The organism is Comamonas sp. GW821-FHT11H03 (genome assembly GCF_058807955.1).
In genome coordinates this window covers 415,951-438,457 of sequence record NZ_JBXARF010000003.1, presented here as the reverse complement: position 1 = coordinate 438,457, position 22,507 = coordinate 415,951, and the positions used below count along the sequence as shown (strand labels likewise).

General features: G+C 61.8%; 16 protein-coding genes. 9 read left to right on the top strand and 7 right to left on the bottom strand.

What is annotated here, in order from left to right; all coding sequences use genetic code 11:
* Positions 1–3: 3 nt before the first annotated feature.
* The 5 genes from AC1RTQ_RS10275 to AC1RTQ_RS10255 all read left to right on the top strand — a co-directional run bounded on the left by AC1RTQ_RS10275 (position 4) and on the right by AC1RTQ_RS10255 (position 7,775).
* On the top strand, positions 4–2,883 hold the full coding sequence (locus AC1RTQ_RS10275) for a 2-oxoglutarate dehydrogenase E1 component (RefSeq protein WP_034375832.1): 2,880 nt from the start codon (positions 4–6) through the stop codon (positions 2,881–2,883).
* Positions 2,884–2,946: 63 nt separating this feature from the next.
* Positions 2,947–4,185 carry a 2-oxoglutarate dehydrogenase complex dihydrolipoyllysine-residue succinyltransferase gene (gene odhB, locus AC1RTQ_RS10270; RefSeq protein ID WP_492875426.1) on the top strand — a complete coding sequence of 413 codons (1,239 nt, stop codon included), beginning with the start codon at positions 2,947–2,949 and terminating at the stop codon, positions 4,183–4,185.
* 81 nt (positions 4,186–4,266) lie between these two features.
* Positions 4,267–5,694 carry a dihydrolipoyl dehydrogenase gene (gene lpdA, locus AC1RTQ_RS10265; protein WP_492875424.1) on the top strand — a complete coding sequence of 476 codons (1,428 nt, stop codon included), beginning with the start codon at positions 4,267–4,269 and terminating at the stop codon, positions 5,692–5,694.
* 153 nt (positions 5,695–5,847) lie between these two features.
* Positions 5,848–6,945: a cell division protein ZapE gene (gene zapE, locus AC1RTQ_RS10260; RefSeq protein ID WP_492875422.1), complete on the top strand. Its 1,098-nt coding sequence runs from the start codon at positions 5,848–5,850 to the stop codon at positions 6,943–6,945.
* A 68-nt stretch (positions 6,946–7,013) separates the two neighbouring features.
* The gene (locus AC1RTQ_RS10255; RefSeq protein WP_492875420.1) at positions 7,014–7,775 is read left to right on the top strand and encodes a hypothetical protein; all 762 of its coding nucleotides are present in this window, start codon (positions 7,014–7,016) and stop codon (positions 7,773–7,775) included.
* 107 nt (positions 7,776–7,882) lie between these two features.
* Here the strand turns inward: AC1RTQ_RS10255 and AC1RTQ_RS10250 are convergent, their stop codons facing one another.
* Positions 7,883–8,656 (bottom strand): PP2C family protein-serine/threonine phosphatase, encoded by a 774-nt coding sequence (locus AC1RTQ_RS10250; RefSeq protein WP_302090984.1) that lies wholly within the window; start codon positions 8,654–8,656, stop codon positions 7,883–7,885.
* A 136-nt stretch (positions 8,657–8,792) separates the two neighbouring features.
* Here AC1RTQ_RS10250 and yoaA point away from each other — a divergent pair, with 136 nt between their 5' ends.
* A complete protein-coding gene (gene yoaA, locus AC1RTQ_RS10245) occupies positions 8,793–10,871 on the top strand; it encodes a DNA repair helicase YoaA (protein ID WP_492875418.1) in 2,079 nt (692 codons plus the stop codon).
* A 57-nt stretch (positions 10,872–10,928) separates the two neighbouring features.
* Here the strand turns inward: yoaA and AC1RTQ_RS10240 are convergent, their stop codons facing one another.
* Positions 10,929–11,720 (bottom strand): outer membrane protein assembly factor BamD, encoded by a 792-nt coding sequence (locus AC1RTQ_RS10240; RefSeq protein WP_302090982.1) that lies wholly within the window; start codon positions 11,718–11,720, stop codon positions 10,929–10,931.
* Between the two features lie 239 nt (positions 11,721–11,959).
* On the opposite strand from AC1RTQ_RS10240, the gene dnaE reads away from it, so the two are divergent.
* The 3 genes from dnaE (at position 11,960) to clpA (ending at position 18,445) form a co-directional block, all read left to right on the top strand.
* Complete coding sequence (dnaE, locus tag AC1RTQ_RS10235) at positions 11,960–15,493, top strand: DNA polymerase III subunit alpha (protein WP_492875415.1); 3,534 nt, start codon at positions 11,960–11,962, stop codon at positions 15,491–15,493.
* Positions 15,494–15,692: 199 nt separating this feature from the next.
* Positions 15,693–16,058: an ATP-dependent Clp protease adapter ClpS gene (gene clpS, locus AC1RTQ_RS10230; RefSeq protein ID WP_034349666.1), complete on the top strand. Its 366-nt coding sequence runs from the start codon at positions 15,693–15,695 to the stop codon at positions 16,056–16,058.
* Positions 16,059–16,120: 62 nt separating this feature from the next.
* Complete coding sequence (gene clpA, locus AC1RTQ_RS10225; protein WP_302090980.1) at positions 16,121–18,445, top strand: ATP-dependent Clp protease ATP-binding subunit ClpA; 2,325 nt, start codon at positions 16,121–16,123, stop codon at positions 18,443–18,445.
* Positions 18,446–18,808: 363 nt separating this feature from the next.
* Here clpA and AC1RTQ_RS10220 read toward each other — a convergent pair whose 3' ends face one another.
* The 5 genes from AC1RTQ_RS10220 to AC1RTQ_RS10200 form a co-directional block, all read right to left on the bottom strand.
* Positions 18,809–19,069, bottom strand: coding sequence for a hypothetical protein (locus AC1RTQ_RS10220; RefSeq protein ID WP_492875413.1), 261 nt, complete (start codon positions 19,067–19,069; stop codon positions 18,809–18,811).
* Positions 19,070–19,161: 92 nt separating this feature from the next.
* The gene (locus AC1RTQ_RS10215; RefSeq protein ID WP_492875411.1) at positions 19,162–19,590 is read right to left on the bottom strand and encodes a polymerase; all 429 of its coding nucleotides are present in this window, start codon (positions 19,588–19,590) and stop codon (positions 19,162–19,164) included.
* Positions 19,591–19,746: 156 nt separating this feature from the next.
* Positions 19,747–20,283: a response regulator transcription factor gene (locus AC1RTQ_RS10210; protein WP_302090977.1), complete on the bottom strand. Its 537-nt coding sequence runs from the start codon at positions 20,281–20,283 to the stop codon at positions 19,747–19,749.
* Positions 20,284–20,298: 15 nt separating this feature from the next.
* The gene (locus tag AC1RTQ_RS10205) at positions 20,299–21,600 is read right to left on the bottom strand and encodes an ATP-binding protein (RefSeq protein WP_302090976.1); all 1,302 of its coding nucleotides are present in this window, start codon (positions 21,598–21,600) and stop codon (positions 20,299–20,301) included.
* 120 nt (positions 21,601–21,720) lie between these two features.
* On the bottom strand, positions 21,721–22,503 hold the full coding sequence (locus AC1RTQ_RS10200) for an SURF1 family protein (RefSeq protein ID WP_492875409.1): 783 nt from the start codon (positions 22,501–22,503) through the stop codon (positions 21,721–21,723).
* Positions 22,504–22,507: the final 4 nt, after the last annotated feature.

Here is a 22,507-nt window from a genome sequence, read left to right as displayed (position 1 = left end):
GATATGAGCGATCAGTCAACGATCTATCAAGCCTATCAAGGCAACACCTATCTGTTCGGCGGCAATGCGCCCTATGTCGAAGAGATGTACGAGAACTACCTGGCCAACCCCGGCAGCGTTCCCGATTCCTGGCGTGAATACTTCGATGCCCTGCAGCATGTGCCTGCAGTGGATGGCACCGACAACAAGGACGTTCCCCACCTGCCCGTGATCAATGCTTTCGCAGAGCGCGCAAAGCAAGGTGGCACCAAGGTGGTGGTGGCTTCCGGCGCTGACTCCGAACTGGGTCGCAAGCGCACGGCCGTGCAGCAGCTGATTGCAGCCTATCGCAATGTGGGTCAGCGCTGGGCCGATCTGGATCCTCTGAAGCGCACCGAGCGCCCCGAAATTCCCGAGCTGGAGCCTGCCTTCTACGGCTTCACCGACGCCGACCAGGAAGTGGTGTTCAACACCAGCAACACCTTCTTCGGCAAGGAAAGCATGACTTTGCGCGAGCTGATGAATGCTCTGCGTGAAACCTACTGCGGCACCCTGGGCGCCGAGTACATGTATGCCACCAATCAGAATCAAAAGCGCTGGTGGCAGCAACGCCTGGAATCGATCCGCTCCAAGCCCGTCTTCAATGCCGACGAGAAAAAGCGCATCCTGGACCGCCTGACCGCTGCCGAAGGCCTGGAGCGCTATCTGCACACCAAGTATGTGGGCCAGAAGCGCTTCTCGCTGGAAGGTGGCGAGTCCTTCATTGCCGCCATGGACGAGCTGATCAACTCCGCCAGCGCCAAGGGCGTGCAGGAAGTCGTGATCGGCATGGCTCACCGTGGCCGTCTGAACGTGCTGGTCAATACCCTGGGCAAGGCGCCCAAGGATCTGTTTGCCGAGTTCGACCACACCGCTCCCGAAGACCTGCCTGCCGGTGACGTGAAGTATCACCAGGGCTTCAGCTCCGACGTGTCTGCCAAGGGCGGCCCCGTTCACCTGTCGCTGGCCTTCAACCCCTCGCACCTGGAAATCGTCAACCCCGTGGTGGAAGGTTCGGTGCGCTCGCGCATGGACCGTCGCGACGACCCCATGGGCAAGCAAGTGCTGCCCGTGCTGGTGCACGGTGACGCAGCCTTCGCCGGCCAGGGCGTGAACCAGGAAACCCTGGCACTGTCCGAAACCCGTGGCTACACCACCGGCGGTACGGTTCACATCATCATCAACAACCAGATCGGTTTCACCACCTCTGATCCCCGCGACCTGCGCTCCACGCTGTATTGCACCGACATCGTCAAGATGATCGAGTCGCCCGTGCTGCACGTGAATGGCGATGATCCCGAAGCCGTGTGCCTGGCCATGCAGCTGGCGCTGGAATTCCGTATGGAGTTCTCCAAGGACGTGGTGGTCGATATCATCTGCTTCCGCAAGCTCGGTCACAACGAGCAGGACACTCCTGCACTGACACAGCCTCTGATGTACAAGAAGATCGCTGCCCACCCCGGCACGCGCAAGCTGTACGCAGACAAGCTGGCCACTCAAGGCCTGGGCGACACGCTGGGCGACGATATGGTCAAGGCCTATCGCGCCGCCATGGACGAAGGTCGCCACACCCAGGACGTGGTGCTGACCAACTTCAAGAGCAAGTACGCCGTGGACTGGAGCCCCTTCGTGGGCAAGACCTGGACCGACGCCGGCGACACTGCTATTCCCTTGACCGAGTGGAAGCGCCTGGCCGAGAAGATCACGACTCTGCCTGCCAGCGTGAACCCTCATGCTCTGGTCAAGAAGGTGTATGACGATCGCGCAGCCATGGGCCGCGGTGACGTGAACGTGGACTGGGGCATGGGTGAAACCATGGCCTTCGGCTCCCTGGTCGCTTCGGGCTATCCCGTGCGTCTGTCGGGTGAAGACTCGGGTCGCGGCACCTTCACGCACCGTCACGCCGTGGTTCATGACCAGAAGCGTGAAAAGTGGGACGAGGGCACTTATATTCCTCTGCAGAACGCTGCCGAGAATCAGGCTCCGTTTGTCGTCATCGACTCCATCCTGTCCGAAGAGGCCGTGCTGGGCTTCGAATACGGTTATGCATCGAACGATCCCAACACCCTGGTGGTCTGGGAAGCCCAGTTCGGCGACTTCGCCAACGGCGCCCAGGTGGTGATCGACCAGTTCATCGCATCGGGTGAAGTGAAGTGGGGCCGTGTCAACGGCCTGACACTGATGCTGCCTCACGGCTATGAAGGCCAGGGCCCCGAGCACAGCTCGGCGCGTCTGGAGCGCTTCATGCAGCTGGCTGCCGACACCAATATGCAGATCGTGCAGCCCACAACGGCCAGCCAGATCTTCCACGTGCTGCGTCGCCAGATGGTTCGTGGCCTGCGCAAGCCGCTGGTCATCATGACTCCCAAGTCGCTGCTGCGTAACAAGGACGCCACGTCGCCCCTGTCCGAATTCACCTCTGGTGGTTTCCAGACCGTGATTCCCGAGCAGGACGAAACCATCGTCAAGAACGCTGCCAAGGTCAAGCGCATCATCGCCTGCTCGGGCAAGGTGTACTACGATCTGGTCAAGAAGCGTGCCGAGAAGGAATCCAAGGACGTCGCCATCATTCGCGTCGAGCAGCTGTATCCCTTCCCCCACAAGGCGTTCGCCGCCGAAGTGAAGAAGTACGCCAACGCTACTGACATCGTGTGGTGCCAGGATGAGCCTCAGAACCAGGGTGCCTGGTTCTTCATCCAGCACAACATCCACGAGAACATGCGTGAAGGCCAGAAGCTGGGCTACTCCGGTCGCGCTGCGTCCGCTTCGCCCGCCGTTGGCTACGCACATCTGCACCAAGAGCAACAAAAGGCACTGGTGGAAGGCGCATTCGCCAAGCTCAAGGGCTTTGTCCTGACCAAGTAATACAGGCGACACCCCCTGTCCGAGGACAGGGGGCACAAGAAACATCTTTGGAAAGAATTCAAAATGGCAATCGTTGAAGTTAAAGTCCCCCAGCTGTCCGAATCCATCACGGAAGCCACCATGCTGACCTGGAAGAAAAAGGTCGGTGAGGCAGTGGCCATCGATGAAATCCTCATCGAAATCGAAACCGACAAGGTCGTGCTGGAAGTGCCCGCTCCTTCGGCTGGCGTGATCACCGAGATCCTGCAAGGCGACGGCGCAACCGTGGCTGCCGAGCAAGTGATCGCCAAGATCGACTCCGAAGCCGTCGCCGGTGCCGCTGCTCCTGCTGCCGCCCCCGCTGCTGCAACTCCTGCGGCTGCCCCCGTGGCCGCCGCTCCTGCCGGCGCCGACAAGAGCGGTGTGGCCATGCCTGCTGCTGCCAAGATCCTGGCCGACAACAACCTGTCCGCTGCCAACGTGGCTGGCACAGGCAAGGACGGCCGCGTGACCAAGGGTGACGCTCTGGGTGCCATCAAGGCCGGCGCAGCCATCCCCACCGGCGCTCCCAAGGCGGCTTTGCCTCAGGTTGCGGCTCCCGTGGCCAAGGAAAGCCTGGGCGACCGTCCCGAGCAGCGCGTGCCCATGACACGTCTGCGTGCCCGTATTGCCGAGCGTCTGCTGCAATCCCAGGCGACCAACGCCATCCTGACCACGTTCAACGAAGTGAACATGGCCCCCGTGATGGAACTGCGCAAGAAGTTCCAGGACCAGTTCACCAAGGAACATGGCGTGAAGCTGGGCTTCATGTCCTTCTTCGTCAAGGCTGCAGTGCATGCCCTGAAGAAGTTCCCCGCAGTGAACGCCTCCATTGACGGCAACGACATCGTCTACCACGGCTACTTCGACATCGGTATCGCTGTGAGCTCGCCTCGCGGCCTGGTGGTGCCCATCCTGCGCAATGCAGACCAGATGAGCTTCGCCGACATCGAAAAGAAGATTGTCGAATTCGGTCAGAAGGCCAAGGAAGGCAAGCTGGGCATTGAAGAGATGACCGGCGGTACCTTCTCCATCTCCAATGGCGGCACCTTCGGCTCGATGATGTCCACCCCCATCATCAACCCCCCTCAGTCCGCCATCCTGGGCGTGCACGCCACCAAGGATCGCGCCGTGGTCGAGAACGGTCAGATCGTGATCCGTCCCATGAACTATCTGGCCATGTCCTATGACCACCGCATCATCGACGGCCGCGAAGCCGTGCTGAGCCTGGTGGCCATGAAGGACGCGCTGGAAGATCCTTCTCGCCTCCTGTTTGATCTGTAATTCAGCAGATCGAGCTTCTACAAAGCCCACCACCAAAAGCGGTGGGCTTTTTTCGAGTTAAACAGAGAAAAGATTCAAATCATGAGCAAGCAATTTGACGTCGTCGTGATCGGCGCAGGCCCCGGCGGCTACATCGCTGCCATCCGCGCTGCACAACTGGGTTTCAACGTCGCCTGTATCGACGAGTGGAAGAACGCATCTGGCGGCGCTGCTCCCGGCGGCACCTGCACCAACGTGGGCTGCATTCCCTCCAAGGCACTGCTGCAGTCCTCCGAGCATTTCGAGCATGCCAAGCTGCACTTCGCCGACCATGGCATCTCCACCGGCAAGGTCGAGATGGACGTGGCGCAGATGATCGCCCGCAAGGACGCCATCGTGAAGCAGAACAACGACGGCATCCTGTACCTGTTCAAGAAGAACAAGGTCACCTTCTTCCACGGCCGCGGCTCTTTCGTGAAGGCTGCCGAAGGCGGCTATGAAATCAAGGTTGCCGGCAAGGACGAAGAAATCATCACCGGCAAGCAGATCGTGGTGGCCACCGGCTCCAACGCTCGCGCGCTGCCTGGCGTGGCCTTCGACGAAGAGAACATCCTGTCCAACGACGGCGCTCTGCGTCTGGGCAAGACTCCCAAGAAGCTGGGCCTGATCGGTGCCGGCGTGATCGGCCTGGAAATGGGCTCGGTCTGGCGCCGTCTGGGCACGGAAGTGACCGTGCTCGAAGGCATGGACAAGTTCCTGCCCGTGGTGGATGAGCAGATCTCCAAGGAAGCCAAGAAGGCGTTCGACAAGCAAGGTCTGAAGATCGAGCTGGGCGTGAAGATCGGTGAAGTCAAGTCCGGCAAGAAGGGCGTGACCGTGGCCTACACCAATGCCAAGGGCGAAGCCCAGAGCCTGGAAGTGGACAAGCTGATCGTTTCGATCGGCCGCACCGCCAACACCAATGGTCTGAACGCCGAAGCCGTGGGTCTGGCTCTGGATGAGCGCGGCGCCATCGTGGTGGACGATCTGTGCAAGACCAATCTGCCTGGCGTGTGGGCGGTGGGCGACGTGGTGCGCGGCCCCATGCTGGCGCACAAGGCCGAGGAAGAAGCCGTGGCTGTGGCCGAGCGCATTGCCGGCCAGCACGGTCATGTGAATTTCGCCACCATCCCCTGGGTGATCTACACCAGCCCTGAAATCGCATGGGTGGGTCGCACCGAGCAGCAGCTCAAGGCCGACGGCGTCAAGTACAAGGCAGGCTCCTTCCCCTTCCTGGCCAACGGCCGCGCGCGCGCACTGGGCGACACGACCGGCATGGTCAAGTTCCTGGCCGATGCCGAGACAGACGAGATCCTGGGCGTGCACATGGTGGGTCCCATGGTGTCCGAACTGATTTCCGAAGCCGTGGTGGCCATGGAGTTCAAGGCATCGAGCGAAGACATCGCCCGTATCTGCCACGCTCACCCCTCGCTGTCCGAATCCACCAAGGAAGCGGCTCTGGCTGTGGACAAGCGCACCCTGAACTTCTAAGTTTTTTTTCAGTCTTGCGCGCAGGTTTTGACATGGCTGTGAAGTGCCCGTGCGCAGGCTGAGTTTCTTTTGGAATTCAGAACAAAATGGCTGCTAACGCTTAGTGCATAAGCGGTAGCGGCTATTGTTTTTTGAGCATCTGGAGACAAGACGGTGAATGTAAGACAAGCCTACGAGGCGGAACTGGCCGCCAAGGGTTTTAAAAGTGATCCCGCGCAGTTGCGTGCAGTCGATGCGTTGCAGCGTTGTGCCGACGAGTGGGCCGCGTACAAGGGCAAGCGCTCCAATGCTCTCAAGAAACTGATCAATCACCCCGATCTGCCCAGGGGTGTCTATATGTACGGCGGGGTGGGGCGCGGCAAGAGCTTTCTGATGGAATGCTTCTTCAACGCCGTGCCCCTCAAGCGCAAGGTGCGCCTGCACTTTCACGAATTCATGCGCGAAGTGCACCGCGAGATGCATCTGATGCAAGGCACGCAGAATCCGCTCGATGCCCTCGGCGCCAAGATCGCCAAGAAGTACAAGCTGATCTGTTTTGACGAGTTTCATGTCGCCGACATCACCGATGCCATGATTCTCTACAGGCTGCTCGAGTCGCTGTTTGCCAACGGCGTGGGCTTTGTGACAACCTCCAACTTCGAGCCTGACGGTCTCTATCCCGGTGGCTTGCATCGCGACCGGATCCTGCCTGCGATTGCCCTGCTCAAGGAGCGCATGGAAGTGGTGAATGTGGACAACGGCACCGACTATCGCCGCCGCACTCTCGAGGATGCCAAGCTCTATCATTGTCCGTTGGGCCCGCAAGCCGATGCGGCGATGCAGCAGACCTTCGATCGCCTGGCCGAAGCCCATGACGAAGAGCCTGTGATGCAGATCGAGACTCGCAAGATTGCGGCCAAGCGCCGCGCCGGCGGCGTCGTGTGGTTTGACTTCCGCGAACTCTGTGGCGGCCCGCGCTCGCAGAACGACTATCTCGAAATCGCCACGCAGTTTCACACCATCTTGCTGTCCGACGTGCCCGAGCTGCATGTGAACATGGCTTCGGCCGCGCGGCGCTTCACGCTGCTGGTGGACGTGCTCTACGATCGCCATGTCAAGCTCATTGTGTCGGCTGCCGTGCCACCCGAGAAGATCTATACCGAAGGTCCTCTGTCCCACGAGTTCCCGCGCACCGTCTCGCGCCTCAACGAGATGCGCTCCAAGGAATATCTGGCGCTTGAGCGCCGCGTGGTCGACACCAGCTTGACCTGATCGTCTGCAGGCAGCTGCCTGCGGCCTTAAGATGCCAGCCTGTACTTCGAGTTTCCGAGTTGATGACGATGTCCACTATCCTTGCCCAGCTGATCCGCCGCCGCATTGCAGGCTTTGCATTGGCGCCCCTGGCCGCCGTCTGGCTGGCTTGCGCGCCGGCCATGGCTCAGGTAAAGGCGGATTCGGCACAGCAGGCTGACAAGCAGGCGCAGAAGGAGATTGCCGAAAAGGCGCGCCAGCATCTGCACCAGCAGCGCGAAGCCGAGCGCGACGAGCTTCTGAGCAAGCGCGCCGTCATCGAGCAGCAGCGCGTGGCTGATGAAAAGCTCTGCTACCAGAAGTTTGCCGTGGAGGGCTGTCTGGCCGATGCCCGCAAGGTGGCGCGGGAGAAAGACGCGCCGCTGCGTGCGCGCGAGCTGGAAATCAACGATGCGCAGCGCAAGGAAAAGGCGGCGGCCAAGCTGCAGGCCATCGAAGAGAAAAAAGCCGAAAACGCTGCCGTGCCCATGAAGTCGCAGCAACGCGAGAAGAACGGCAAGAGCTCGCCACAGCCCACTGGCTCGGGTGCCAAACCTGCCGTTGACGAGCAGGCGGCGCGGGCCCAGCGCCAGACCGAGGCTCAGCAGCGTGCCAGCAAGCAGGCCGACTATGTGCGCCGCCACGAGAAAAACCGTGCCCAAGCCGATCAGGGGCGAGCCGAGCGTGAAGCCAAGGCCCGGGCAGATCATGAGGCCAAGCTAAAGGCTGCAGCCGAGCACAAAGCCAGAGCCTTGCAGCAGGCCAAGGAGCGCGGTCAGACAGTAGCGCCGCTGCCAGCACCTGCTCCCTGATGCATTCCAGCATCGGCGGTGCCCAACAGCAGGGTGCTGCCGATAGCATTGCGGCAGGCGCGCGTTTCCAAGGCGTTTAAAGATGTCTTGTCCGGACTGATAACGCTTCAAGCGCTTGCTGCTGCGGCTGAGGTATCCAGCTTGAGTATTGCCAGCGAGAGGTTGTCACCACCCCCAGCCGCGCGCCGCCTGGCTTTTTCAATCAAAAATTGAGAGGCTTCGCGTGGCGAGAGTCCGTCAAGCACAGTGCCCAGCTCCTGTGCGGTGAAGTAATGCCACAGGCCGTCCGAGCAGGCCATCAGGCTGTCGCCAGGCAGCAGTTTCTCAATCATGTGGTGGCGCATGGGCGGAGGCGGCTCGGCTCCCAGGCAGCCCAGCAAGATATTGGACTGTGGGTGGTACTGAGCCTGGGCTTCAGTGAGCTCGCCGCGCTCGACCAGTGCCTGTACATAGGAGTGATCGAGCGAACGGTGCACCAGCGCGGCACCGCGAAAATGGTAGAGCCGTGAATCGCCGGAGTGCATGAAGTGGCAGCGATTGTCGGGCAGCACTATGAAGGCCGCGATGGTGCTGTGGGGCTCCTGCTCCGCTGCTATGGCGGTGAGGCGAATGACGGTGTGGGCATCTTGCACAATGGTGCGCAGCATGCGTATGCAGTCTTCCTTGGCGGGCTCAAAGCGCTCGAAAAGCTGGCGAGCCGTCAGCATGACCTGATCGGATGCCTTTCTCCCGCCGCTGCGCCCGCCCATGCCATCGGCTACCACGCCGAGAATGCAGCCCTTGGCATAGGGGTGCGCCATGAGCAGAACCTGGTCCTGCTGGTATTCTCGGTCACCGCGATGAATGCCGGTGGCCGCCTGAATGCGGTAGCTGGATGACATGAGTGTGTGCGGGTGCGCTTGCAGAGCGAAATTTAACGTTGCGTTACATTTTATCGGCCGGAGGCTGGGCTTCGGCGAATATTTGCGATCTTATGTGAGCTTGAGCTGACTTGGCTTGTTGGAAGGTGAAACGGTTTTGACTCATTTGCAGGAGGCGGTCGCGCAGGTGTTTGCGCAGCAAGGTGCGCTCTCGCTGGCCGAGCCCGCATTCACGCCGCGCTCAGGCCAGACCCGCATGGCGCTGGCTGTGGTTCAGGCCATAGAGGAGGGCGGGGTGCTGGTGGTGGAGGCAGGCACGGGTGTTGGCAAGACCTACGCTTATCTGGTGCCGGCCTTGCTCAGCGGCCAGCGCGTGCTGGTGTCCACGGCCACCAAGGCGCTGCAGGACCAGTTGTTTGCCCGTGATCTTCCGCGCCTGGTTCATGGCCTGGGCCTGCCTTTGCGCATGGCCAGGCTCAAGGGGCGTTCTTCCTATCTATGCACGGAGCGGCTGGAGCGTGTGCGCCAGGGCCGCACGGCTCCCCAGGATCCACAGGTGCTGCGCGCCGTGGCGGATGTGGAGCGCTGGGCCAGGGTCACGCGTACCGGTGATCTGGCCGAACTGACGGCGCTGGATGAGCGCTCCCCTGTGATGCCCTTGGTGAGCTCCACCAAGGACAATTGCATGGGCTCTGACTGCCCGCACTGGCAGGACTGCCATGTCAACCAGGCGCGTCAGCAAGCGTTGGAGGCCGACGTGGTGGTGGTCAACCATCACCTGCTGTTTGCCGATCTCGATGTGCGCGACAGCGGCATGGCTCGTCTTTTGCCCAACACCGGCGTGGTGGTGATCGATGAAGCCCATCAGCTCAACGACATCGGCGTGCAGTTTGCCGGCGAGGCTGTGTCCAGTCAGCAGTTGGTGGGGTACGCACGTGATGCCCTTCGGCTGACGCAGGAGCATGCCCGCGGCATGTCCGACTGGCTGGTGCTCTGCGCCACGCTGGAGCAGGCCATGCGTGAGCTGCGCCTGCAGGCAGGCAAGCCTCCGGTCGGAGGGCGGCTTGCGTGGCAAGCGGTGACCCCGCAGGGACTGGATGCGGCGAAATGGCGTGCGGCGCTGGTGCGGCTGGGGCAGAGCCTGCGTGCCCTGTTGATTCCACTCTCAAGCCTGGAGGGTGCAGGGGTCGAGTTGCAGCGTCTGTATGAGCGCGGCGCAGAGTTGCTCGCGCGACTGGCACGCTTTGCTGCACCTGCAGATGATGAATGCGTGCGCTGGCTGGAGATAGGTGCGCAGTATCTGCGCATGCTGGAGTCTCCGCTGTCGATTGCCCGCATCATGCAGCAGCGGCTGCTTCAGCGCTCGCTGGAGGATGCCGGCACGGACCAGGGCGATGAGCCCGATCCTTCAAGGAAAAAGGCCTGGATTTTCACCTCTGCCACTTTGGGCAATGACGCTCAGCTGAGCTGGTTTGTCGAGTCCTGCGGCCTGCGCGGCGCTCAGGTACTACAGGTGGAAAGCCCCTTTGACTACCATCGGCAAGCCGGTGTCTATGTGCCCCAGCCCTTTGCTGCGGCCGGCAGCGCACAGCACAGCCAGCAGGTCGCCCAACTGGTGCTGGATGCAGCGCAGCGCATAGGCGGGCGCACCCTGGTGCTGACCACCACAATCAAGGCCCTGCATGCGATCAGCGCCTCGCTTCGCACCAGTCTGGGCCTGTTTGCAGATCTGGATGTGCTGGTTCAGGGCGAGGCACCCAAGCTGGCCTTGATTGAGCGCTTTATGGCCGCCGGGGCAGTCGCGGGGCGTGGAGCTGTTCTGGTGGCTTCCGCCACTTTCTGGGAGGGGGTGGACCTGCCCGGCGACATGCTGCAATTGGTGGTGATCGACAAGCTTCCGTTTCCGCCACCTGACGACCCCCTGGTCGAAGCCCGTTCGCGACTGCTGGAGAGCGTGGGGCGAGGGGCGTTTCATGATTACATGCTGCCCGAGGCGGCACTGGCCCTCAAGCAAGGGGCTGGACGCCTGATCCGTAGTGAGGCCGATCGTGGCGTGCTGGTCATCTGCGACAGTCGCTTGATGACTATGGGCTATGGCGCGGAGTTGATGTCGGCGTTGCCTCCCATGCGCGTGCTGGGCAGTCAGCCGGAATTCGAGGCGGCGCTGCAGCAGTTGACGGTGCAACGCGCCAGGCGTGACGGTGAGCAGACGCCGGTGCAGGATTCAGAGGCGTAGCAATGAAAAAAGGATGCGATTGACGCATCCTTTTGTCCTTTGGGCGGCAAACGTTGCTTACCAGAGCTTCCACCAGGATTCTTTTTTCTTCTCTACGTTTTGTTCGGTGTTGGCGCCATAGCTGCTCTCCAGCACGCGCTGGGCGTCGTCACGCAGCTGAGTCATGCCCAGGGCGTCATAGGACTTGACGAGGATCACCATGGCTTCGCGCACTGCGGGCACGTTCTGGTAGTCCCTGATGGCAGCCTGCGCACGGGCAATGGCCGCCACATAGGCGCCTCGGCTGAAGTAGTACTTGGCGACATGGACTTCGTACTGGGCCAGCGAGTTCACGATGTACTGCATGCGCTGGCGGGCATCGTCGGAGTACTTGGAATCTGGAAAGCGGGTCACCAGTTCGCGGAAGGACTCGAACGAATCCTTGGCGGCTTTCTGGTCGCGTTCGGACAGATCCTGGCGGGTCAGCCAGCCGAACATGCCCAGGTTGTCATTGAAGTTGACTAGACCCTTGAGGTAGAGGGCGTAGTCCATGGCGGGGCTGGCAGGATGCAGCTTGGTGAAGCGGTCCAGCGTGGCCAGAGCCTGCACTTTTTCGCCGGCCTTGTACTGGGCATACGCTTTTTCCAGCTGGGCCTGCTGGGCCAGCGGCGTGCCGGCAGCACGGCCTTCGAGCTTCTCGAACAGCGGCACGGCCTTGTCATAGGCGCCGGAGGAAGATTCATCGCGCGCTTCGGTATAGATGCGCTCGGGTGTCCACTTGGCCGTCGGGTCGTCCTTGGTGCTGGAGCATCCCGCCAGCGTGGCGGCGATTAACACGGCAGGGACTAGAGTCAGTGAAATACGCGGCATGGTGGACAGTTTTCTGACGATCATTAGCGGTAATAGGAGGCAGGCCCGTCGCATCTGGCGGCAAGGCGCAAAACCTACACCATACACCACCAGGGCCGGACCTTCCTGAAAAAGGATCGACGCATTGTAATGGGCCGCCGGATCGCGCCGGCGAGTTGCTGGCGTCTTTACGCCAGGGCTCAGCGAATCTAGAGGCATTGAGTCCGCAGGGACGACGCGCTCTTCCTACAATAGCGGCCATGTTTGTCCATCTGCGCCTGCACACCGAATTCTCCGTCGTCGACGGAACCACCCGCGTCAATGCCATGATCAAGGCCGCTGCCGAAGACGGGCAGGTGGCGATGGCCATTACCGACTTCAACAATCTGTTTGGCGGCATCAAGTTCTACCGCGAAGGTCGCGGCAAGGGCGTCAAGCCTCTGCTGGGCGCCGAGATCGTGCTCGAAGGGCTGGGCGACGCGCCCCCTTCGCGGATCATCGTTCTCGTGCAGAGCAAGCAGGGCTATCACAATATTGCCGAGCTGCTGGCCCGCGGCTGGACGCGCAATGTGGTGCGTGATCAGGCGCAGCACAAGTGGGAATGGCTGCAGGAGCTGGGCGAGGGGCTGATCGTGCTGTCCGGTGCGCATGCCGGCCCCGTGGGCATAGCCCTGACGCGTGGTGATGAGAAAGGTGCGGCCGAGATTGCCCAGCGCCTGGCCACCATGTTCCCGCACCGCTTCTATATCGAGCTGCAGCGCGCGGGCCGTCCCGATGACGAGTCGCATGTGCTGGCGGCCGTGAAGCTGGCCAGCCGTCTGAATCTCCCGGTGGTGGCGACACACCCGATTCAGTATGCCAAGCCCGATGATTACGAGGCACACGAGGCCCGTGTCTGCATCGCTGAAGGCGAGATCCTGGGCAATGCCAAGCGGGTGCGCAAGTTCACCCGCGACCAGTATTTCAAAACCGCTGCCGAAATGGAGCAGCTGTTTGCCGACATTCCGAGCGCGATCGAGAACACGGTGGAAATTGCCCGCCGCTGCAGCCTGACGCTGGAGCTGGGCAACCCGCAACTGCCCAACTTCCCCGTGCCTGATGGCATGACCATGGACGAGTTCTTCCGCCATGAGTCCTACCAGGGGCTGGAAGAGCGTCTGGTCCACCTCTATCCCGATGCGGCCAAGCGCGACGCCCAGCGTTCGCGCTATGTGGAGCGGCTGGAGTTCGAGCTGGGCACCATCATGAAGATGGGCTTTCCGGGCTACTTCCTCATCGTGTCGGACTTTATCAAGTGGGCCAAGGCCAATGGCTGCCCAGTGGGACCGGGTCGCGGCTCGGGTGCCGGCTCGCTGGTGGCCTATGTGCTCAAGGTGACCGATCTCGACCCGCTGGAATACAACTTGCTGTTCGAGCGTTTCCTGAACCCGGAGCGCGTGTCCATGCCCGACTTTGACGTGGACTTCTGCCAGCAGAACCGCGACCGCGTGATCGACTATGTCAAGGATCGCTACGGCCGCGACGCCGTCAGCCAGATCGCCACCTTCGGCACCATGGCTGCGCGTGCGGCCATCCGCGACGTGGGGCGCGTGCTGGACATGAGCTACACCTTCTGCGACGGCATCTCCAAGCTGATCCCGAACAAGCCCGGCCTGCATGTCACGCTCAAGTACCCGCCCAATCCGCCCAAGGAAGGCGACAAATACACCTACGCCATCAAGGAGGAGCCGATTCTGGCCGAGCGCATCGAGCGCGAGGAGGACGTCAAGACCCTGATCGAGATGGCGCAGAGCCTGGAGGGCATGACGCGAAACATCGGCATGCATGCCGGTGGTGTGGTGATTGCGCCGGGCCGCCTGGCCGATTTCTGCCCGCTGTACCAGCAGCCCGGCAGTACCTCGGCCGTGGCCATGTACGACAAGGACGACGTGGAAGCCGTGGGCCTGGTGAAGTTCGACTTCTTGGGTCTGGCCACGCTGACGATCCTGGAGATTGCGCGCGAATTCATCATGAAGCGCCACAAGGGCCAGGAGAACTTCCAGTTCGAGAACATTCCGCTGGACGACTACCCGACCTACAAGCTGTTCTCCGACGGCAAGACCGAAGCTGTCTTCCAGTTTGAATCGCGCGGCATGCAGCAGATGCTCAAGGAGGCCAAGCCCTCGCGGCTGGAAGACCTGATCGCCCTGAACGCCCTCTACCGTCCAGGCCCCATGGACCTGATTCCCACCTTCATTGCCCGCAAGCACGGGCAGGAAGTCGTGGAGTACCCGCATCCGCTGGTCGAGTCGGTGCTGGCCGAAACCTACGGCATCATGGTCTACCAGGAGCAGGTGATGCAGACCGCCCAGGTGCTGGGCGGCTACTCGCTGGGTGGCGCCGACTTGCTGCGCCGTGCCATGGGCAAGAAGAAGGTCGAGGAGATGGTCAAGCACCGGGCCATCTTCCGCGAAGGCGCAGCCAAGAACGGACTGAGCGAGGAAAAGGCCGACGAGGTCTTTGACTTGATGGAGAAGTTCGCGGGCTACGGCTTCAACAAGTCGCACGCGGCAGCCTACTCCCTGCTGGCCTATCACACGGGCTGGCTCAAGGTGCACTACACGGCCGAGTTCTACTGCGGCAATATGACCGTGGAAATGGACAACACCGACAAGCTCAAGGTGTTGTACGAGGACGCGCTCAAGATGGGCATCACTTTCGAGATGCCCGATGTGAACCGCGGCGTGCATCGCTTCGAGCCGGTGACCGACAAGGTCATACGCTATGGCCTTGGAGCCATCAAGGGAACAGGGCAGGCGGCTATCGAAGCCATCGTGGCCGCGCGCAATGGCGAGGGCACAGGCCCCAACGGCCACGAGAAGGGACCGTTCAAGAGCCTGTTCGACTTCTGCCTGCGCGTGGATCGCAGCCGCATCAACAAGCGGACGGTGGAAGCCTTGATCAAGGGCGGCGCCTTTGATTCGATAGACATGAACCGCGCCTCGCTGATGGCGACGCTGGACACGGCCTTCGGCTTTGCTGCCACGTCGATTGCCAACGCCGACCAGGGCGGTCTGTTCGACATGATGGGCGATGACGCGCTGGGCTCGAGCACGGCGGAGCCGCCCATGGCCGATGTGCTGCCCTGGGGCGTGAAGGAAAAGCTGACGCTGGAAAAAACGGCCATCGGCTTTTATCTGACGGGCCATCTGTTCGACGAGGTCGAGGCCGAAGTGCGCCGTTTCGTGCGCACCCCGATCGGCGAGATGCAGGGCAGCCGCGAGCCGCAGACCATGGCCGGCATCATCGGCGGTCTGCGCACCATCAACGGCCAGCGCGGCAAGCTCAGCATCTTCACGCTGGACGACAAATCGGCAGTGATCGAAGCTTCCGTCGACGAAAAAACCATGGCTGCCTGCGCCGATGTGCTCAAGGAGGACGAGTTTGTCGTGGTTTCGGGGCGTCTGCAGCCCGACCGCTTCAGCGGCGGCCTGCGCATGAAGGTGCAGCAGATGTGGAGTCTGGCCGATGCACGCTGCCGTTTTGCACGCTATCTGCAGGTCAGCGTCGGGGAGAAAATGCCCGATGTGCCAGCGCTGCTGCGTCAGTTCCCGGCCAAGGTCGAGGAAACCGAGAGCGGCAATATCAACCATGGCGTGAAGGTCCGTCTGGACCTGATCTGCCGGGACGGGCGCGGCTCGGCCAGTTGCGAGCTGGCGCTGGGCGAGAGCAGCCGCTTCTATCCGTCGGATGCCGCACTGGCCGCCTGGTATGGCTCGGCTGCTGCCGGTCAGGTCAAAGTGGTTTATGAATAAAAAGCATGGGCTGCCTTTTCGAGCTGCTTGCACTCGAATGTCGGATAGGAGCCCTTTTTTTTGATAGCGCAGAGCGCTTGCTGGGTAAGGGATCTCCATGGATTTCCCTTGGTTTTGCCAATTTTGCTTTCAGCCGCCTTGAAATCCCTAACAATGCTATGCATATGCCAGCGCAAAAACATTGCAACGGCTCGCTAGAATGGATTTCATGGCTACCCAACTCCCATCAATTCCCCCGGTCTCGCCAGCGATCAGAACGCCTGACGATGGAGATTCCTTGGTGCTTGAACGGCGCCGCCAGCGGCTGCAGCCGCCACGCATGTATCAGGTGGTGATGCTCAACGACGACTTCACGCCCATGGAGTTCGTGATTGCCGTGCTGCAGGAGCTGTTCGGCAAGGACCGCGAATCGGCCACGCAGATCATGCTCAAGATTCATTTGGACGGCCGTGGTGTCTGCGGCGTCTACAGCCAGGATGTGGCGGCGACAAAAGTCGAGCAGGTATTGCAGGCGGCCCAGAAAGCGGGCCATCCGTTGCAGGCCACATTCGAGCCTGTTGAATAAGCGCAGTCCGCCCTCAGATTAGTTAGCACAGAGTCAACCAAGCAAGCCGAAAGGAGTCGCACATGATCGCTCAAGAACTGGAAGTCAGCTTGCACATGGCGTTTGTCGAGGCCCGTCAGCAGCGCCACGAGTTCATCACCGTGGAGCATCTGCTGCTCGCCCTGCTGGACAACCCCAGTGCAGCTGAAGTGCTGCGCGCATGCGCGGCCAACATAGACGACCTGCGTTCATCGCTGTCCAACTTCATCAAGGACAACACACCGCAGGTGGACGGCACCGAAGAGGTGGATACGCAGCCCACGCTGGGATTCCAGCGTGTGATTCAGCGCGCCATCATGCATGTGCAGTCCACAGGCAATGGCAAGAAGGAGGTGACGGGTGCCAATGTGCTCGTGGCCATCTTCGGCGAAAAGGACTCCCATGCCGTGTACTACCTGCACCAGCAGGGCGTGACGCGCCTGGACGTGGTCAACTTCATTGCTCATGGCATCAAGAAGGGCGAGCCGCCCGAGCCAGCCAAGGCCGAATCTCCCTCGGAGAGCGAAGAAGGCGCCGCTGGCGAGCGCAATGAAAAGGCCTCGCCGCTGGAGCAGTTCACGCTCAACCTGAATGTGGCGGCCAAGGAAGGCAAGATCGATCCGCTGATCGGGCGCGAGTACGAGGTCGAGCGCACCATCCAGATCCTGTGCCGCCGCCGCAAGAACAACCCGCTGCTGGTGGGCGAGGCCGGTGTGGGCAAGACGGCCATTGCCGAGGGTCTGGCCTGGCGCATCACCGAAGGCACGGTGCCCGAGGTGCTCAAGGATGGCGTGGTCTACTCGCTGGATATGGGCGCGCTGCTGGCCGGCACCAAGTACCGCGGCGATTTCGAGCAGCGCCTCAAGGGCGTGCTCAAGTCGCTCAAGGACAAGCCGCATGCCATCCTGTTCATCGACGAGATCCACACGCTGATCGGCGCCGGTGCGGCATCGGGCGGCACGCTGGATGCGTCCAATCTGCTCAAGCCCGCGCTGTCCAGCGGTCAGCTGCGCTGCATCGGTGCGACCACGTTCACGGAATACCGTGGCATCTTCGAAAAAGACGCGGCCCTGTCGCGCCGTTTCCAGAAGGTGGATGTGGTCGAGCCAACCGTGGCCGAGACCGTGGACATCCTCAAGGGCCTGAAGTCGCGCTTCGAGGAGCACCACAGCATCACCTACGAGCAGGACGCCCTGCAGGCGGCGGCCGAGCTGTCGGCCAAGTACATCAATGACCGTCACCTGCCCGACAAGGCCATCGACGTGATCGACGAGGCGGGCGCTGCCCAGCGCATTGCCCCCGAAGCTCAGCGCAAGCAGACCATCGGCAAGGCCGAGATCGAAGCCATCGTGGCCAAGATCGCCCGCATTCCGCCCGCCAACGTCAGCAACGACGACCGCAGCAAGCTGCAGACGCTGGAGCGTGACTTGAAGAGCGTGGTCTTCGGCCAGGACAAGGCGCTGGAGGTGCTGGCGTCCGCCGTCAAGATGGCGCGCTCGGGTCTGGGCAAGCCGGACAAGCCGATCGGCTCCTTCCTGTTCTCCGGCCCCACGGGCGTCGGCAAGACGGAAGCTGCCAAGCAGCTGGCCTACATCCTGGGCGTGGACCTGATCCGCTTCGACATGTCCGAGTACATGGAGCGTCATGCCGTCAGCCGACTGATCGGCGCGCCTCCCGGCTATGTGGGCTTTGACCAGGGCGGTCTGCTGACCGAGGCCGTGACCAAGAAGCCGCATTCGGTGCTGCTGCTCGACGAAATCGAGAAAGCGCATCCGGACATCTTCAACGTGCTGCTGCAGGTCATGGATCACGGCACGCTGACCGACAACAACGGGCGCAAGGCCGACTTCCGCAACGTGATCATCATCATGACCACGAATGCGGGTGCCGAGACCATGAACAAGGCCACCATCGGTTTCACGAATCCGCGTGAGGCCGGTGATGAAATGGGCGATATCAAGCGCCTGTTCACGCCTGAGTTCCGCAACCGTCTGGATGCCATCGTCAGCTTCAAGCCGCTGGACGAGCAGATCATCTTGCGCGTGGTCGACAAGTTCCTGCTGCAACTGGAGCAGCAACTGGCCGAGAAGAAGGTGGACGTCACCTTCAGCGACGAGCTGCGCAAGCACCTGGCCAAGAAGGGCTTCGATCCGCTCATGGGGGCACGCCCCATGCAGCGCCTGATCCAGGACACCATCCGCCGCTCGCTGGCCGATGAGCTGCTGTTCGGTCGTCTGACCAACGGCGGGCGCCTGGAAGTGGATTGGGACGAAGCGGGCAACGAAGGCAAGGGTGATGTCAAGCTCACCATTACCGAGTTGCCCAAGGACGCCTCCAAGGCCGAGCCCGAGCAGGTAGTGGCCGATTAAGGCAAGCCATGAAGGCTTTTTCCGGCGTCCGTGAGGGGCGCTGAGACCAGAAACCGGCAGTGGAGACACTGCCGGTTTTTTGTTGCCTGTCTGGCCTGTGTTTGCTCTCTTTATAGGAGCTTCTGTCACATTTTCAGCATGAAACTCAGGTGCTTTTGTATCTGAGTTCCCCTAAAGGAGAGCGAAGCCAGCTATGAATGCTGATTCAGCGGTCGGGGCCGATGAGTGGGCGCTGGCGGATGCCGCAGCCGCCACGGCTTTTTTCGGCGTGGGCGGTCTGAGCGGAGGCAGGCTTTGGCGCAGATGTTCTGTGCTGCGGCGCACGATAGCGCCGCAGGTCGATGCCCAGGCGCAGCAGCCTGGTCAATCACGCAGGTACAGAAGCAGCATGAAGATCGGTGTGCCGGCCAGAACGCCGATGATGGAGAACAAGGGGCCGTAAACAAGCAGGCTTATCTCCAGGGCACGCACGCATCCCGAGATGCCCTCATTCAGGCAGCTGACCCCGTCGGGCGGCAGCAAGATACTGTGAAACGGCAGAAAAAGCGCCGCCACGGCCACGCCGGCAAGCAGTGCCAGCAAGGCGGAGAAAACAAGTCGGCCCAGGGTTTTCATGATGTGCATGTCCGGCGCAACTATAGCTGGCTGCGCTGTGAATGCCGGGCTGGCGCGGGAATATGGCGCTGGAGCCTGTCTAGTGCTTTTCTAGGGCTTGTCTAGGGCTTGTCTACCATGCCGCGTGCCGCCTGGCTGATGAAGTTGAGAGCGGCGACGATGATGCCTTTGCTGAGCGGCAGCAAGGCGAAAAACAGGAAAAAGAGGTGATTGACCTGCCACATCGGCATGGTGCGCAGATGTGCGAGCCAGCTTTGAACATGGCCGCCGGCCACGGCAGTCGCGATGGCGGCGGCAAGCAGGGCCACAAGCGTCACGGCCAGGGCCTTGGCGCGCTTGGATGCGCGCTCGAAGGCGAGCGTGGCAGGGCGGATCAGGCAGCAGCCAAAGACCAGGGCGCAGAGAAAAGGCACCAGGTCCACGGCTTCGCCGCGCACCAGCCAGGGCAGGGCTATTGCATAGGACAGAGCCAGCAGGCCGAGGCCGGTGGCTCCTATGAGTCGGGGTTGCCGCTGTGGCTGCTGCTTCATGAGCGCCTGCCTGTGCGCTGGGGCGAGGCGATGAAACCAATGAAAAAAGGAGCTGCTATCGCTTGCTGCATAACGATTTCAGATACTTTTACATTTGAAAGTCAATACTGATAAGCGGTATCAGCTATCAACATTGATGATTGAGTCTGACGCCGGTCACTTGACCTGGCGTTTTTCCAGCTTGCGCGCCAGGGTGCGCCGGTGCATGCCCAGGCGGCGTGCGGCCTCGGAGATATTGAAGCCGGACTCGGCCAGGGTCTCGTGAATATGCTCCCATTCCAGCGTCTTGATGGAGGTGGTCTGGCTGCTGACCTCTACGTCGGTACGCCCCTCGACCCGCCCGAAGGCGGCTTCGATATCGTCGGTATTCGAGGGCTTGGCCAGGTAGTGGCAGGCACCGAGCTTGACGGCTTCCACGGCCGTGGCAATGCTGGCATAGCCGGTGAGAACGACAATGAGCGCATCGGGGTTGTGCAGATGCAGCATCTGCACGCAGTTCAGGCCCGATGCATTGCCGGCCAGCTTCAGGTCCATCACCGCATATTGCGGCCGGTGCTGGGTCAGCATCTGCTGCACTTCCTCGCCGCTGGTGGCATGCAGCACGCGGTAGCCCCGGCGCTCGAACGAGCGCTTGAGCGTGCGTGCAAATGCCGCGTCATCTTCAACCAGCAGCAGTAAACGGTCTTCTACCATGCAAACCACAATGTCTTAAATCGCGAGAGCGGACTGGGGCAGGCTGACCTCCACCAGAGCGCCACCGCCTTGCTGAGCCGGCAGATTGCCGGCATGAACGCGGCCGCCCAGGGCGCGGGCCACATTGGTCACCAGAAACAGGCCCAGGCCGCGACCGGGGCGCTCCTGCTTGGTGGAGACATGGCACTGGCCCAGTTGCTGCAGCACGGTGGCATCGAAGCCCGGGCCGTGGTCGCGCACCTGGATGCGTATCTGGTCTTGGTCGCTGCTCAGGGTCAGCTCCACCCAGCCGGGCGAGGCTTCGAGGGCATTGTCCAGCAAATTGCAAATCATTTGCTGCAATGCAGTATCCGAGAGCATGGCGAAGTCCTTCACGCCCTGCTGGTGCAGGGCAAAGTGCTGCAGGCTGTTATGCGCCTGCCAGTGGCTGACCACGCCTTGCACAAAGCTGGCGAAGGTGGTGCTTTCCGTGCCTTCGGCCCGGGTCTCGCCGGCAGACAGCAGCACGCCCGAGACGATGGACTTGCAGCGCAGCAGCTGGCGCTGCATTTCCTGCAGGTCCTCGCGCAGGTCCTCGTCCTGCATGAGGGCCGGCATATGCTGCCAGTCGCCCAGGATCACGGACATGGTGGCCATGGGGGTGCCCAGCTCGTGGGCCGCGCCGGTGGCCAGCAGGCCCAGGCGCACGATATGTTCCTCCTCGCTGGCGCGCTGGCGCATATTGGAGATGCGCTTGTCGCGGCGGCGCGTGTTCTCGACGATGCGGGTCAGAAAGACGATGGTCAGGATGCTGGTCAACGCAAAGCTGATGAGCACGCCCACGACGTAGAGGCTGGGCAAGCCTTCCTGAGTGGCGAACTGCACATGCAGCGGCTGGTGAAACAGGGTCAGGCCCAGGACGCCGACAAAGGAGGCCGCGACCACGCACCAGGTGTAATGAGCGGGCAGCAGCACGGCACTCAGAATGCCCTGCAGCAGATACAGATAGATGAAGGGGTTGCTGGCACCGCCGCTCAGGTACAGCTGAATGGTCAGGGCCAGCACATCGGCCAGCAGCGCATAGAAGACGCTGCGCGAGGTCACGGGGCGGTGCAGGCCCTGGCTCCAGTAGATGTAGGCCAGGTTGGTGGCGACCAGGGCCACCAGCACCAGCGCCATGGGCAGCAGGGGCAGTGCAATCTGAAAGCCGTAGTGCACCAGCGAGATGGTGACGACCTGGCCGACCACGGCAATCCAGCGCAGCTGAATCAGCAGCTGCATGTTCTGCCGCTCGGTCAGGCGCTGTACGCGAAACAGGGAATCGGAAATTTGGCTCACCGCGCAATTGTCACCGAGCAGGCCTGCCTCGGACGCCTCTGGGGCTATGCATTCGTGATGTAGGAGCAGTCCGCAGGGGCCGAAAAAAAGCGCTCCGGGGAGCGCTTTCAGGGGGAGGCATCAGTTTGCGGCAACCGCCTTGTCGTGCCGGCGCACCAGCCAGGCCGCTCCCAGCACCATGGCTGCCAGCCCATACCAGGTAAGTGCATAGACCAGATGACTGTTCGGGAACCGGATGACTGTCATGCCGGGGCGCAGGACTTCGGTGTCGGCCTCTGCCCGGACATAGGCCGGGTTGCTGGCGGGCACGCCCTGGTCTATGAAGTAGGGGGCGGGCCTGCTCAGGCCCTGGGCCTGGGCAATGGCGGCGACATCGCGCGAGTACCACTGGGCGTTGGCGGGATCGTTCTTGCGCAGAAAGCCGCCGCCGGGCTCGCTCATGCGCATCAGTCCGATGACGGTGACGGTCTCGGCCGATGGCCCGGCTTCGGCAATCTGCTTGAGCCACTGGCTGCGCAGTTTCTCGGGCGTGAAGCCGCGGTTGACCAGAACCTGCGTGCCATCGCTCAGTTGCAGCGGCGTCATGAGCCAGAAGCCCGCACCGGCTTCGGTCAATGCCTTGGCCAGCACGCTTTGCCTGTCCAGCCATCGGCCTTGCGCCTTGACGGGCAGGTACTCGTGGCTGGCCGCATTGATCTGCGGCCATTGACCAGGCTCGGGCAAGGCCACGGGGGCGCTGTGCACGCGCTGCTCCACGCGCTCGATGAGATCGAGCTTCCAGGCGCGGCGCTGCACCTGCCAGGTGCCCAGAGCCATGAACCCTAAAAACAAGGCGATGCCCACAAACGCGAGCATCGCCTTGGCGAAGGGAGAGCGCTGCCGTGCAGCGCTCTGGTTCTTCATGAGG